Origin of the sequence: Kitasatospora sp. MBT66, from assembly GCF_000710405.2 — a bacterium.
Taxonomy (GTDB): Bacteria; Actinomycetota; Actinomycetes; order Streptomycetales; family Streptomycetaceae; genus Kitasatospora; species Kitasatospora purpeofusca.
This window is the reverse complement of sequence record NZ_JAIY01000018.1, coordinates 30,938-43,326: the sequence shown is the minus strand read 5'-3', so window position 1 is coordinate 43,326 and position 12,389 is coordinate 30,938. Positions and strand designations below refer to the sequence as shown.

The window sequence follows — 12,389 nt, the reverse complement described above, 5'->3', positions numbered from 1 at the left end:
AGCACCACGACCCGGAAGGAGACCGTCATGCCGGTCGACGAGGGCGCGGCACAGGGCCGCGTGCTCTTCCTGATCACCGTCAAGGAGGAGCGCCGGGAGGACTTCCTCAAGGCGTACGAGCAGATCCGCCACCTGGTCGCCGAGGGCGTCCCCGGACACGTGCGCGACCAGGTCTGCCAGTCCTCCACCGACCCGGAGCAGTGGCTGATCACCAGCGAGTGGCGCTCGCTGGACGACTTCGTCGCCTGGGAGCGGACCGAGGAGCACCGGGACCTGGTGCGCCCGATGCGCGAGTGCTTCAGCGACGCGAAGTCCATCCGCTTCCACATCAAGGCCGAGACCTCGCGGGACACCCCGAAGGCGGGCCTTTCCACTCCTACCACCGCGGGGTGAGGTCATGACACGGACTCTGATCATCGGCGGCAGCGTCGCCGGCCTGGTGGCCGCGCTGGCGTTCGCCGACCTGGGGCACGACGTCACCGTGCTGGAGCGGGACGCCAACGAGGCCCCCGACACCGTCGACGACGCGCACGGCGACTGGCAGCGGCCGACCGTGCCGCAGCTCCACCACTCGCACGCGTTCGGCTCGCTCGGCACCAACCTGCTGCGCGAGCGGCTGCCCTCCGTCTACCAGGCGCTGGTCGCGGCCGGCGTGCGGGAGATCGAGCTCGGCAAGGCCATGCCGCCGACCCTGGCCGACAAGACGCCGCACCCGGCCGACGCCGAGCTGCGGATGCTCGGCAGCCGCCGGACCACCTTCGAGCTGGTCCTGCGCCAGGAGGCGCTGCGCAAGCCGGGCATCTCGCTGCGCCGCGGCGAGACGGTGCGCGGTCTGACCGTCGCCGACCGCGGCCCGGCCCGGGTGACCGGTGTGGTCACCAAGGACGGCCGCACCATCGCCGCCGACCTGGTGATCGACGCCAGCGGTCGCCGCTCGCAGGGCCACGAGTGGCTGCGCGAGCACGGCCTGGCCGAGCCGGAACTCGTCGCGCAGAGCGCCGACATCACCTACTACACCCGCTACTACCGCGCGCACGGTCCGCGCCCGGTCGGCCCGCTCAACCGGGGCTTCGGCGCCGGCGGGCTCTGGGACCACTACACCGGCGTGATGTTCCTCGGCGACAACAACACCTTCGCCATCTCGTTCGGCATCCTGCCGGACGACACCGAGCTGAAGCAGATGCGCGCCGAGGACGTCTTCACCGCCGTGGTCCGGGCCACCCCGCTGCTCGCCCCCTGGGTGTCGCCGGAGGCCTCCGACCCGATCTCGCCGGTGCACGCGATGGCGGGTCTGGACAACTCGCTGAAGCTGTACGGCCAGGACGCCCAGCCGGTGCCCGGCTTCCTTCCGGTCGCCGACGCCGTCTGCACCACCAACCCGGCGTTCGGCCGCGGCGTCTCGCTGGCCATCGCCCATGTGCTCGGCCTGGCCGACCTGGTGCGCGAGCACCCGGAGCCGGACGCCGAGCAGGCCGCGCTGGCGGCCGGCCTGGCCGGGCGGACCTTCCGTCCGTGGTTCGAGGACGCCGTCCGCAACGACGCGGGCCGCGCCCGGCTCTGGCGGGCCACGGTGGCCGGCCAGCAGCTGCCGCCGCTGCCGCCGGACGTGCTCACCTTCGGCACGGTCGCCGAGGCGGCCGGCACCGACGAGGTGGTCTGGCGCCGGCTGGTCCGCACCATGATGTCGCTCGACAACCCGGCCGGCCTGTACGAGGACGAGGAGATCCGGCTGCGGGTCAAGCAGGCGGTCGCGGGCGGGCCCCCGCCGTTCCCCGCCCCGGACCGGGCGACCCTGGTCGACATCGTCCGCCGCGCCGCGAACTGACGGTCCGTCACCACTGCGTCGAAAGAAGCCGGTTGCACGGTTCCGCGCGACGCCGCTCCACCGCACGGCCCGCTCCACCGCACGGCCCAGCTCTATTGCACGGCCCCGCATCGCACCGTCGCACAGCTACAGGAGGAGAGTCATGAAGGTCGTCGACCACCCCAACGCCAAGCTCATGGAAGCGGTCTACGCCGCGTTCACCGTGGGCGACGTGCAGAAGGCGGCCAGCTACTGGACCAAGGACTGCGTGCACTACTACCCGGGCACCAGCGAGCTGTCCGGCGCGCACGAGGGCATCGAGTCCGCGCTGGCCTTCGCCGGCCGGATGTTCGAGATCTGCCAGGGCCGGATCACGATGGAGATCCACGAGATCGGCGCGAGCGACTCGTTCGCCTTCGCCACCGTCTTCACCCGGTACGAGCGCGAGGGCAAGAGCCTCGAGATGCCCTTCGTCAACGTCGCGCGGATCCAGGACGGCCTGATCGCCGAGTTCTGGACCTACCCCGAGGACCAGTACGCCGTCGACCAGTTCTGGGCCTGACCGCCCCCCGACTATTGAGAGGTCGCATCATCATGGCAGGCATCATCAGCAGCTGGGGTGACAACACCAACGGCCAGCTCGGCGACGGCGGGACGGTCAACCGGACCACCGCGCAGGACATCAAGGGCCTGGAGAACGTGGTCAAGGTGGCGGCCGGCAGCGGCCACGCGCTGGCCCTGACCGGCGACGGCGAGCTCTGGGGCTTCGGCCGCAACGCCTTCGGCCAGCTCGGCGACGGCTCCACCGAGAACCAGGCCACCCCGGTCCGCACCGTCGGTCTGCCCGGCCGGGTCCGCTCGGTCGGCGCCGGCGGCGGCCACACCGCCGCCCTGCTGGAGGACGGCACCGTCTGGGCCTGGGGCGCCGGCTTCTTCTGCGCCCTCGGCGAGGCCAACTTCGGCGTGCAGCCGGTCCCGGTCCGGGTCGACGGCCTGGAGGACGTGGTCGAGCTGGCGGTCGGCGGCGCGCACAACCTCGCGCTCAAGGCCGACGGCACCGTCTGGTCCTGGGGCCGCGACGACCGCGGCCAGCTGGGCGACGGCCCCGGTTCGACCCGCGAGGGCCGGATCGTCCGCTCCTACATGACCGCCTCCTTCGACTGCCGGCCGCGCCCGGCCGTGATCGAGAACCTGGAGCCGGCCGTCAAGCTCAGCGCCGGTGGCGGCCACAGCATGGTCGTGCACGCCGACGGCACCGCCTCGGTCTGGGGCTTCAACGACCGCGGCCAGCTCGGCGACGGCACCACCGAGGACCGTGCCGCCCCGCAGAAGGTCGCGGGCCTGCGCTCGGTCACCCAGCTGGTCGGCGCCTACCACCACACGGTGGCGCTGCTGGCCGACGGCACCGTCTGGGCCTGGGGCCTCAACGACGGCGGCCAGCTCGGCGACGGCACCACCGCCGACCGCGCGGTGCCGGCCCCGGTACCGGGCCTGACCGGCGTCAAGGCCGTGTCCGCCAGCGGCGGCGGCACCGACGCGGCCCCCGGCAACGGCGGGCACGCGCTGGCGCTGCTGGCCGACGGCTCGGTGCAGGGCTGGGGCTGGAACAACTGGGGCCAGCTGGCCGCCGGCCAGGTCCAGATCGTCCCCACCCCGACCCGGATCGCGCTGACCGGCCCGGCCGTGGGCGTCGCGGCCGGCGGTGAGATCCCGCCGACCAACAAGTTCATGGCCAACCCCGGCGGTGGCTTCGCCTTCGCCCTGCTGGGCTGAGTCCCGGCCGTGCGCAACCGCCGGGCGGCCCGGCCTTGACGGGCCGCCCGGCGCGGGGCCGTCCGGCCCGTCCACCCATGACCGCTGACCTCGGGCCGGGGGCGCCGTCCGCCCCCGCCCCGGTCCCCGCAGGGAGGCCTCACCCCATGACCGCCGTTCCCCAGACCGCCCCTGCTTCGGCCGGCGCGGTGTTCCTCTCCGAATTGATGTTCCCGTCCACCCCGCGCTGCCTGGCGCTGGCCGCCGAGTTCAAGCTCGCCGAGCTGCTGGCCGAGGGCCCGCTGCCGGTGGCCGAGCTCGCCGAGCGCGCCGGAGCGACCGCGAGCGCGCTGGCCAAGGTGCTCTCGCTGCTCACCGAGGACGGTGTCTTCGAGGAGGTCGAGCCCGGCGTCTTCGCCAACACCGGGCTCTCCGAGCTGCTCCGCCCGGGCGTGCCCGGTTCGATGGACGCGATGGCCCGGATGGTCGGCGCCGAGTGGCTCTGGGCCTCCTGGGGCGCGCTGGACCACAGCCTGGCCACCGGGAAGCCCGGTTTCGAGAAGGTGCACGGCACCGCGCTCTGGCCCTGGCTGCAGAAGAACCCGTCCGCCGCCGCGACCTTCAACCAGGCGATGACCGACTTCACCGACGCCCTCTCCGACGCCCTGGTGTCGGCGTACCCCGAGTTCGCCGAGGCCGGCGCGGTCTGCGACCTCGGTGGCGGGCAGGGCACCTACCTGGCGGCGATCCTGCACAAGTACGACGCCCTCGCCCGGGGCGTGCTGGCCGACCTGCCGAGCGTCATCGAGCAGGCCAGGACCCAGCCCGACGTCGCCAAGCTGGCCGAGCAGGGCCGGCTGGACTTCGAGCCGGTCGACTTCTTCGCCGGGGTCCCGGCCGGGATCGGCGCCTACGTCACCAAGCAGGTCTGGCACTCCTGGCCGGACGACGCGCTGGTCCGGCTGCTCCGCAAGTGCCGGGAGGCCTCGCCGGGCGCCCGCTTCGTCGCGGCGGAGCTGGTGCACCGCGAGGGCGTGCCGCGGTTCGTGAAGAACTTCGACCTGGTCATGCTGGTCACCATGAGCGGCGAGGTCCGCACCGAGGAGCAGTTCGCCGAGGTCTTCCGGCGCGGCGGCTACCGGCTCAACCGGGTGGTGTCCACCGGGACGGCCTTCTCGCTGCTGGAGGCCGTGCCGGACCCCGACCCGCTGGACTGACCCGACGTTCGGGGCCGCCCGGAGGAGAAATCCTCCGGGCGGCCCCGGGCGATTTCCGACGATGCTGCGAGCGGCATTGCGAGCGGCATTGCGAGCGGCACCGCGAACGGCACCGCGAACGGCACCGCGAACGGTATTGCGAGAGGGCCCGGATCCGATTTCGGATCCGGGCCCGCGGTATTCCCTCCGGGTATTTCCCGGAGGGGTGGTGCCGATCAGTCGAACCGGAATTCCGACAGGCCGCCGCGGGACCGGTAGCCGAGCGAGCCGAACAGCGCCTGGACGCCGTCGTTGCCCTCGGCGGTGACCGCCATGCCGACCAGCCCCTCGGCCCGCACCTCGGTCGAGGACTCGGCGAGCAGCGCCCGGGCGTACCCGCCGCGCCGGGCGTCGGGCCGCGAGTAGATCGGGCCGTAGCGGACCACGCCCGCGACGGCGGCGGTCCGGCCGAGGATCGCGACGGGCTCGCCGTCGAGCTCCCAGGCCCGCAGCAGGCCGCCGGCGATCTGGCCCCGGACGGAGCGCGAGGCCATCTCCCGGCTGAGCCCGGCGCCGTGCGCGGCCTCCAGGCACCAGTCGGTGAACAGCTCCGCCTCCTCCTCGCGGGCGGCCCTGGACTGCCCGTCCGGGGTCGGCCGGCCGTCGGTGGTGACCGCTCCGTCCAGGCACAGCATCCGCTCGCGGCGGTCGGCCCTGGTCGGCCGGCCGGTGGCCTCGGACCAGGCCGCGGCGAAGGCGGCGGCCGCCGCGTCCGGCCCGATCACGCCGGGCAGGAGGTCGGGCCCGGCGCCCAGTTCGGCGCCGAGCGCGGCCGCGGCGGCCGCCGGCATCCCGCTCAGCACGACCAGGTGCGGCGCCGTGAACGCCGCGACGCCGACCACCGGCGCCGTGTCCGAGGCCGGGTCCTCGACCCGGCTCCAGGCTATCGGCGGGGGGGTCGGCGGGCGGAATTTGGCGCCGGCCAGCATGGTCAGCAGGATGGAATTCTCGACGGGGTTGCCGGCAATCCACCCACCGGTTTCCGAGATGAACTCTTCGGTGTTCCTCGTGGTTTTTACGAACATATCGAAAAAATAGCCCGAGGGTGGATTGCTGGCAATGGGACGAGTGGGAACGGGCCCCGGTGCGTCCGGTTCCGGTCAGTTCCCGGCGGGCCGCCCGGCGCCCGGCCCGCCCTGGCCCGGAGCACCCTGGCCGCCCTGCGCACCGGGACCGGCCTGGCCGCCCTGGTTGCCGGGACCGCCCTGGCCGCCGCCGGGCCGCCCCATCGTCCCGGCCGTGACGCCGGCCGTCATGCCGCCCTCCAGCCCGAACAGCGAGCCGGTGACGAAGCTGGCCGCGTCGCTGCTGAGGAAGACCACGGCGTTGGCGACCTCCTCCTCGGTCGCGATCCGCCCCAGGGCGGTGGCCGCGCCGGCCCGCTCCAGCGCGCCGGGCTGGCCGCCGACCCGCTGGCGGAAGTCCTCGGTGTCGACCGGGCCGGTGATCAGCGCGTTGACCCGGATGCCCGCCGGGCCGGCCTCCAGCGCGGTGGCCCGGGTCAGGCCGACCACACCGTGCTTGGCCGCGGTGTACGCGCCCAGGCCGAAGGCGGTGCCCTGGACGCCGGCGGTGGAGGCGTTGTTGATGATGCTGCCGCCGCCGCTCGCCCGCATGGCGGCGATCTCGTGCTTCAGCGAGTGGTAGGTGCCGACGAGGTTGACCGCGATCACGGCGGCGAAGGCGTCCGCCGGGACCCGGTCCAGCGGGCCGAACGCCCCGCCGCCGCCGGCGTTGTTGAAGGCGATGTCGAGGCGACCGTGTCGCTCGACCGTGGTACTCACCAGGCGGGCGACGTCATCCTCGACGGTGACGTCGGCGGCGACGAAGTCCGCCTGCCCGCCCTTCTCCCGGATCCGCTCCACCACGGCGTTGCCCAGCTCGGCACGGCGGCCGGAGACCACGACGTGCGCCCCGGCGGCGGCGAGCGCCAGTGCGGCGGCGGCCCCCATGCCCGAGGTAGAACCGGTCACGAGCGCGATCTTCCCCTGGAGTTGGCTCATCGTTAGCTGCCCTTCCGGGCGGCCGCGGCCGCCCTTGACGTTGGCTCTTGACGGCTAATTTTGATTGTATAGTCTATACGAATTCAAGCTCGGAGCAAGGTCTCCGAGCCGGCGGACGCCTCTCAAGGAGTACCCAATGAGCGCCCCGTACGCTGCACCCGCCCCGGAAGTGCCACGTAAAACCTTCTTGACGATCTTTGCTGCCCTGGTGCTTGCCATGTTCCTGGCAGCCCTGGACCAGACGATCGTGGCGACGGCCCTGCCGACCATCGCCGGTGACCTCGGCGGCGTGACCCACCTGGCCTGGGTCATCACCGCCTACATGCTGGCCGCCACCGCGGCCACGCCGCTCTGGGGCAAGCTGGGCGACCTCTACGGCCGCAAGCTGATGTTCCAGTCGGCGATCACCATCTTCCTGCTCGGCTCGGCGCTGTCCGGCCTCTCCGCCAACATCGGCCAGCTGATCGGCTTCCGTACTCTCCAGGGTCTGGGCGCCGGCGGTCTGATGGCGCTGGCCATGGCCCTGATCGCCGAGCTCGTCCCGCCCCGCGAGCGCGGCAAGTGGCAGGGCTACGCGCAGTCCTGCTTCGTGATCGCCGGCGTGGTCGGCCCGCTGATCGGCGGCGCCTTCGTCGACCACCTGTCCTGGCCGTGGATCTTCTACATCAACCTGCCGATCGGCGCGGTCGCGCTGGTGGTCGTCAGCTCGGTGCTGAAGCTGCCGGTCAACAAGCAGAAGAAGAAGCTCGACTACCTGGGTTCGGCGCTGCTCAGCTCCGCCATCGTCGCGATCCTGCTGGTCTCGGTCTGGGCCGGCGACCAGTACTCGTGGGGCTCGGTCCAGATCATCGGCCTGCTGGTGCTCGCCGCGGTGCTGCTGGTCGGCTTCGTCCTGCAGGAGAAGCGGGCCAGCGAGCCCGTCGTCCCGCTGGAGCTGTTCAAGGACCCGGTCATCCTGGTGGCCACCGTCGGCCTCTTCCTCGCCTCGATCTCGCTCTTCGTGGCGACCGTCTACACCCCGCTCTTCCTCCAGGTCGCCAACGGGGACACCGCCACCGAGTCCGGGCTGCTGCTGGTCCCGCTGATGATCGCGACCGTGGTCAGCCTGACGATCTCGGGCAAGGTCGTCGCGGCGACCGGCAAGTACAAGCTGTTCCCGATCGCGGGCCTGCTGATCATGGCGGTCGGCCTGTACCTGATGTCGACCCTCAAGGCGGACTCCTCCCAGGTGGCCGCCGGCGGCTTCCTCGCGGTGTTCGGTATCGGCTTCGGCCTGGTCACCCAGGTGCTCATCGCGGCGGTGCAGAACTCCGTCGAGATGCGCCAGCTGGGTGTGGCGACCGCCGCGGCGAACTTCTTCCGCTCGCTCGGTGGTGCCATGGGTGTGACCGTCTTCGGTGCCATCCTCAACGCCCAGCTGCGCGACCAGCTGCCGAAGAAGGTGCCGGCCGAGGCGCTGGCGCGGCTCGGCACGGACGGTCTGCTGACCTCGCCGGCCAAGGTCCGGGCGCAGGCGCCCGAGGTGCGCGACGGTGTGGCCTCGGCGCTGGCCGAGTCGCTGCACACGGTCTACCTGATCGGCATGGTCATCGCGCTGCTCGGTGCCCTGGTCGTGGTCTTCCTCCAGGAGCGTCCGATGCGGGCGCCGATGGGCGCGCCCGGCGGCAAGGGCCCCGGCGGCCAGGGTGGCCCCGGCGGTCCCGGCGGCCAGCACCAGGGCCAGGGCGGCCCCGGTGGCGGCCAGTGGCAGGGTCAGGGCGGCCAGGGCCAGGGCGAGGGCGCCCCGGCCGGCAAGGGCCAGGGTGCCCCCGCGGCGGGCCAGGGCGGTCAGCCCGGGCACGCCGGTCCCGCGGGCGGACGGCCGGAGACCGCGGCCGGCTGACGGCCGCCGCTCCGCCCCGGTCGACCGACCGGTGTCCGCCCCGACAGCCCCTCCTCCCCCACCGTTACCCCCGGCGGTGGGGGAGGAGGCTTGTCCGGGGCCGGAACTGATCGCACGTCAACACCGGATACGGCTCGAAACGGACGCCGAAAGCCGTCGCGGAGTGAGTGTTCACCCGCTAGGCTGGACGGGCAGTCGGCACCCCGGCCGCGGTGGGGCGGGGTGTCTGGCACGGCCTTCCCCGCCGCACTCCGAGCGCCGGGAGTACCGGCGCGACCAGTCCACCAGGAAGCGGGTCGACTCCATGGCCGACATACCCAGCCGGCGGCGTGCACTCTCCCGGGACCTCCCGCCCGCCGCCGCCCCCGGCATACCCCCGGCGACCAGGATCGGTGTCATAGGTCTTGGCGTCATGGGCGGAGGCATGGCCTCCCGCCTGCTCGACCAGGGCCACCGGATCGTGGTCCACAACCGCACCCCCGAGCGCGCCGCCCCGTTCGCCGCCCGCGGCGCCGTGGTCGCCGCCACCCCGGCCGAACTGGCCGCGCAGGTGGACGTGGTGCTGCTCAGCCTCGCCTCCGAGGCCGCCGTCGAGGAGCAGCTGTTCGGCACCGGAGGGGTGCTGGAGACGCTGCCCGCCCACGGCATCGTGATGGACACCAGCACCGTCTCCCCGGACTTCGCCCGGTCGGTGGCCGAGCGCGTCGCCGGCCGCGGCCGCAGCGCCGTGGACGCCTGCATCATCGGCAACGGCCAGCACGCCAAGGACGGCGAACTGCGCTTCATGGTCGGCGGTTCCGCCGAGACCTTCGAGCGGCTGAGCGCCGTACTGGAGCCGCTCGCCAAGGAGATCCGCCACCTCGGCCCGAGCGGCCTCGGCGCCACCGCCAAGGTGATGCTCAACGTGCTGATGGGCGTCGAGATGCAGGTGCTCGCCGAGTCGGTGACGCTGGCCCAGCGGGCCGGCATCGACCGCGAGCTGGCCCTCTCGATGATCAGCGAGAGCGGCTTCAGCTCGCCCGTGATGAAGTACAAGGCCGGCGTGATGCGCCGCCGGGCCTACGGCGAGCCGCAGTTCCGGCTCGACCTGATGCGCAAGGACCTCCGGCTGGCCACCGCCGAGGCGGGCCGCCTGGGTGTCGCGACCCCGGTCTGCGACGCCACCCACGAGACCCTCGTCGCCGCCGCCGAGGCGGGCCTCGGCGAGCTCGACTGCGCCGCCGTGCTCTCCCACGCGGAGGTCACCGCCGGGCTTCCCGGCACCCCGGACCGTACGTGAACCACTCGCCCTCACCGAGGAGTTGATCCACGTGTCCCAGCCAAGACGGCCCCGGGCGGCCGGTTTCGGCACCGCCCTGGTCGCCCTGTTGACCGCCCTCGTGCTGCTCGCCGCCACCAATGGCGCGGGCGCCGAGGACACCGAGTCCCGCCCCCGCCCCCCGGCCAACTGGAGCGGCTGGCAGTTCGACCAGGCCGGCAGCCGGTTCAACGGCCAGGAGAGCCGGATCACCCCGGCCACCGTCGGCGGCCTCGGCCTCAAGTGGGCCTTCGGCCACGAGAAGGTCCAGGGCGTCTACCTCGGCAGCCAGCCCGCCGTGGTGGACGGCACCCTCTACGTCGGCGGTGCCGAGGGCACCTTCCACGCCATGGACGCGAAGACCGGCGCGGCGCGCTGGACCTTCGACGTCGCCCCGGTGGCCGGCGCCCACTCGGCCACCAACCCGGACCCGGTCCGCAGCAGCCCGGCCGTCGAGGGCAACACCGTCTACTTCGGTGACAACCGCGGCTACCTGTACGCGCTGGACCGCCGCACCGGCGCCCTGCGCTGGTCGCTGAAGCTCGACACCCACCCGCTGGCCCAGATCACCAGCTCGCCGCTGGTCTACAACGGCCAGGTCTACGTGGGTGTGTCCAGCAAGGAGTCGGGTGCCACCTTCGACCTGACCTACCCCTGCTGCACCTTCCGCGGCTCGGTGGTCGCCGTCAACGCGTACACCGGACAGCTGAGCTGGCGGCACTGGACCACCCCGCAGCCGCAGCAGGTCGGCACCTGGCCCAACGGCGCGGCCCGCTACGAGCCCTCCGGCGTCGCCGTGTGGAGCTCCCCGGTGGTCGACCGGGAGACCGGCACCATCTACGTCGGCACCGGCCAGAACTACACCGGCGCGGCCGGCGACACCGACTCGGTGCTCGCCCTGGACGCCCGCAACGGCAACGTGCGCTGGCGCTCCCAGGAGGTCTTCCCGGACACCTTCACCGTCGCCTGCGGCATCGCCGGGGCCGACGCCTACTGCCCGAGCAAGGCCAACGGCACCGACCACGACTGGGACTTCGGCGCCAGCGCCAACGTCTTCAGCATCGGCAACCGCCGGGTGATCGGCATCGGCCAGAAGAACGGCATCTACCACGTCTACGACGCGCTGACCGGCGCCAAGGTCTGGGACCGCGCGGTGGTCGCCGACCCCAACACCAAGGGCGGCAGCTCCGGCATCCAGTGGGGCACCAGCTACGACGGCACCCGGCTCTACGTCGCCACCTGGTTCGCCAACCCGGGCACCCTGTACGCGCTCGACCCGGCGACCGGGGCGATCCTCTGGCAGACCGAGAGCCCGGCCGACGGCTGCCAGTGGGGCGGCGCGGCCGCCAACCCCGAGCTGTGCCAGCGGGCCTTCACCCCTGCGGTGACCGCCACCCGCGGCCTGGTCTACGAGGGCGGCGCCGACGGCAAGATGCGCGTCTTCTCGGCCACCACCGGCGCGGTGCTGTGGCAGTACGACGTGGTCCGCGACTTCACCACCGTCAACGGTGTGCCGGGGCACGGCACGGCGCTCTCCGGTGGCGGCGGCGCGGTGGTCGCGGACGGCATGCTCTACGTCCAGGCCGCGTACTACCCGCAGTACCCGAGCAATGCGGGCGGCGTTCTGCTCGCCTTTTCCCTACCGTAGGACCCGTCGGCGTAGCGAAGGTCAACTCACGGCCGGCGGCAACCAGTTGCCGCCGGCCCCGGCAAGGAGGAAATTATGGAGATCGTCGTGGTGGGAGCGGCCGGTCGGACCGGACGGCTGCTCGTCGAGAAGGCCCTGGAGAACAAGCACAGCGTCACCGCGCTGCTGCGCGACCCGGCCAAGCTGCCGCTCGAGCACGAGCGGCTGAGCAAGGTCCGCGCGGACGTGTTCGACGTGGAGTCGCTGACCGGCCCGTTGGCCGGCAAGGACGCCGTGGTGATCGCGCTGGGGGTGACCACCCGCACCACGACCACGGTGTTCTCCGAGGGCGCGCGCAATGTCATCGCCGCCGCCCGGGCGGGCGGGGTGCGCCGACTGGTCACCATGTCCTCGGCGGGCCTGGAGACCAAGCACCTGCCGGCGATGCAGCGCTTCGTCGCCGAGTTCGTGGTGGACCGGGTCTACCGGAACATCCACCTGGACCTGGCCCGGATGGAGGACGAGGTCGAGGCCAGCCCGCTGGACTGGACGATCGTCCGGGTGCCGATGCTGACCGACGGTCCGGCCACCCCCAACTACCAGGCGGTGGTGGGCGGCCACATCGCGAAGGCGTCGCGCATCGCGCGGGCGAACGTCGCGGACTACATCGTCACCCATCTGGATGACACGGCCACCTACGGCCGGCGCGTCGAGGTGGCCAACTGATGACCCCCGGCGGGGGCCGGCCCGCCCGCGGCACGTCCGCGG

At 72.9% G+C, this 12,389-nt stretch carries 11 protein-coding genes; 9 read left to right on the top strand and 2 right to left on the bottom strand.

All coding sequences use genetic code 11. The features are described from left to right. Window positions 1-27 precede the first annotated feature (27 nt). From BI06_RS40160 to BI06_RS40140, 5 genes are all read left to right on the top strand, one after another. The gene (locus BI06_RS40160) at window positions 28-393 is read left to right on the top strand and encodes an antibiotic biosynthesis monooxygenase (protein WP_030396587.1); all 366 of its coding nucleotides are present in this window, start codon (window positions 28-30) and stop codon (window positions 391-393) included. A gap of 4 nt (window positions 394-397) precedes the next feature. Further along, the gene (locus BI06_RS40155) at window positions 398-1,825 is read left to right on the top strand and encodes an NAD(P)/FAD-dependent oxidoreductase (protein ID WP_030396586.1); all 1,428 of its coding nucleotides are present in this window, start codon (window positions 398-400) and stop codon (window positions 1,823-1,825) included. A gap of 142 nt (window positions 1,826-1,967) precedes the next feature. Continuing rightward, window positions 1,968-2,366, top strand: coding sequence for a nuclear transport factor 2 family protein (locus BI06_RS40150; protein ID WP_030301365.1), 399 nt, complete (start codon window positions 1,968-1,970; stop codon window positions 2,364-2,366). 32 nt (window positions 2,367-2,398) lie between these two features. Further along, window positions 2,399-3,577, top strand: a complete 1,179-nt coding sequence (locus BI06_RS40145; RefSeq protein ID WP_030396585.1) for a hypothetical protein — start codon at window positions 2,399-2,401, stop codon at window positions 3,575-3,577. A 146-nt stretch (window positions 3,578-3,723) separates the two neighbouring features. Beyond that, entirely contained in the window at window positions 3,724-4,773 is a 1,050-nt protein-coding gene (locus BI06_RS40140) for an ArsR family transcriptional regulator (RefSeq protein WP_030396584.1), read from the top strand. A 215-nt stretch (window positions 4,774-4,988) separates the two neighbouring features. Here BI06_RS40140 and BI06_RS40135 read toward each other — a convergent pair whose 3' ends face one another. Both BI06_RS40135 and BI06_RS40130 read right to left on the bottom strand, forming a co-directional pair. Continuing rightward, window positions 4,989-5,837, bottom strand: a complete 849-nt coding sequence (locus BI06_RS40135) for a GNAT family N-acetyltransferase (protein ID WP_043476902.1) — start codon at window positions 5,835-5,837, stop codon at window positions 4,989-4,991. A gap of 75 nt (window positions 5,838-5,912) precedes the next feature. Beyond that, window positions 5,913-6,815 (bottom strand): SDR family NAD(P)-dependent oxidoreductase, encoded by a 903-nt coding sequence (locus BI06_RS40130; protein WP_082559039.1) that lies wholly within the window; start codon window positions 6,813-6,815, stop codon window positions 5,913-5,915. A gap of 187 nt (window positions 6,816-7,002) precedes the next feature. Here BI06_RS40130 and BI06_RS40125 point away from each other — a divergent pair, with 187 nt between their 5' ends. From BI06_RS40125 to BI06_RS40110, 4 genes are all read left to right on the top strand, one after another. Continuing rightward, the gene (locus tag BI06_RS40125) at window positions 7,003-8,697 is read left to right on the top strand and encodes an MDR family MFS transporter (RefSeq protein ID WP_233290499.1); all 1,695 of its coding nucleotides are present in this window, start codon (window positions 7,003-7,005) and stop codon (window positions 8,695-8,697) included. A 370-nt stretch (window positions 8,698-9,067) separates the two neighbouring features. Next, complete coding sequence (locus BI06_RS40120; protein ID WP_051742875.1) at window positions 9,068-9,976, top strand: NAD(P)-dependent oxidoreductase; 909 nt, start codon at window positions 9,068-9,070, stop codon at window positions 9,974-9,976. Between the two features lie 31 nt (window positions 9,977-10,007). Next, entirely contained in the window at window positions 10,008-11,642 is a 1,635-nt protein-coding gene (locus tag BI06_RS40115; RefSeq protein WP_233290498.1) for a PQQ-binding-like beta-propeller repeat protein, read from the top strand. Between the two features lie 75 nt (window positions 11,643-11,717). After that, window positions 11,718-12,347: an NAD(P)-dependent oxidoreductase gene (locus BI06_RS40110; protein WP_030396578.1), complete on the top strand. Its 630-nt coding sequence runs from the start codon at window positions 11,718-11,720 to the stop codon at window positions 12,345-12,347. The last annotated feature ends 42 nt before the right edge of the window (window positions 12,348-12,389 follow it).

Coding starts and splice junctions, on each gene's coding strand:
- BI06_RS40140 (WP_030396584.1), top strand. CDS start 3,724: ATGACCGCCGTTCCCCAGACCGCCCCTGCTTCGGCCGGCGCGGTGTTC.
- BI06_RS40145 (WP_030396585.1), top strand. CDS start 2,399: ATGGCAGGCATCATCAGCAGCTGGGGTGACAACACCAACGGCCAGCTC.
- BI06_RS40110 (WP_030396578.1), top strand. CDS start 11,718: ATGGAGATCGTCGTGGTGGGAGCGGCCGGTCGGACCGGACGGCTGCTC.
- BI06_RS40150 (WP_030301365.1), top strand. CDS start 1,968: ATGAAGGTCGTCGACCACCCCAACGCCAAGCTCATGGAAGCGGTCTAC.
- BI06_RS40155 (WP_030396586.1), top strand. CDS start 398: ATGACACGGACTCTGATCATCGGCGGCAGCGTCGCCGGCCTGGTGGCC.
- BI06_RS40160 (WP_030396587.1), top strand. CDS start 28: ATGCCGGTCGACGAGGGCGCGGCACAGGGCCGCGTGCTCTTCCTGATC.
- BI06_RS40130 (WP_082559039.1), bottom strand. CDS start 6,815: ATGAGCCAACTCCAGGGGAAGATCGCGCTCGTGACCGGTTCTACCTCG.
- BI06_RS40135 (WP_043476902.1), bottom strand. CDS start 5,837: ATGTTCGTAAAAACCACGAGGAACACCGAAGAGTTCATCTCGGAAACC.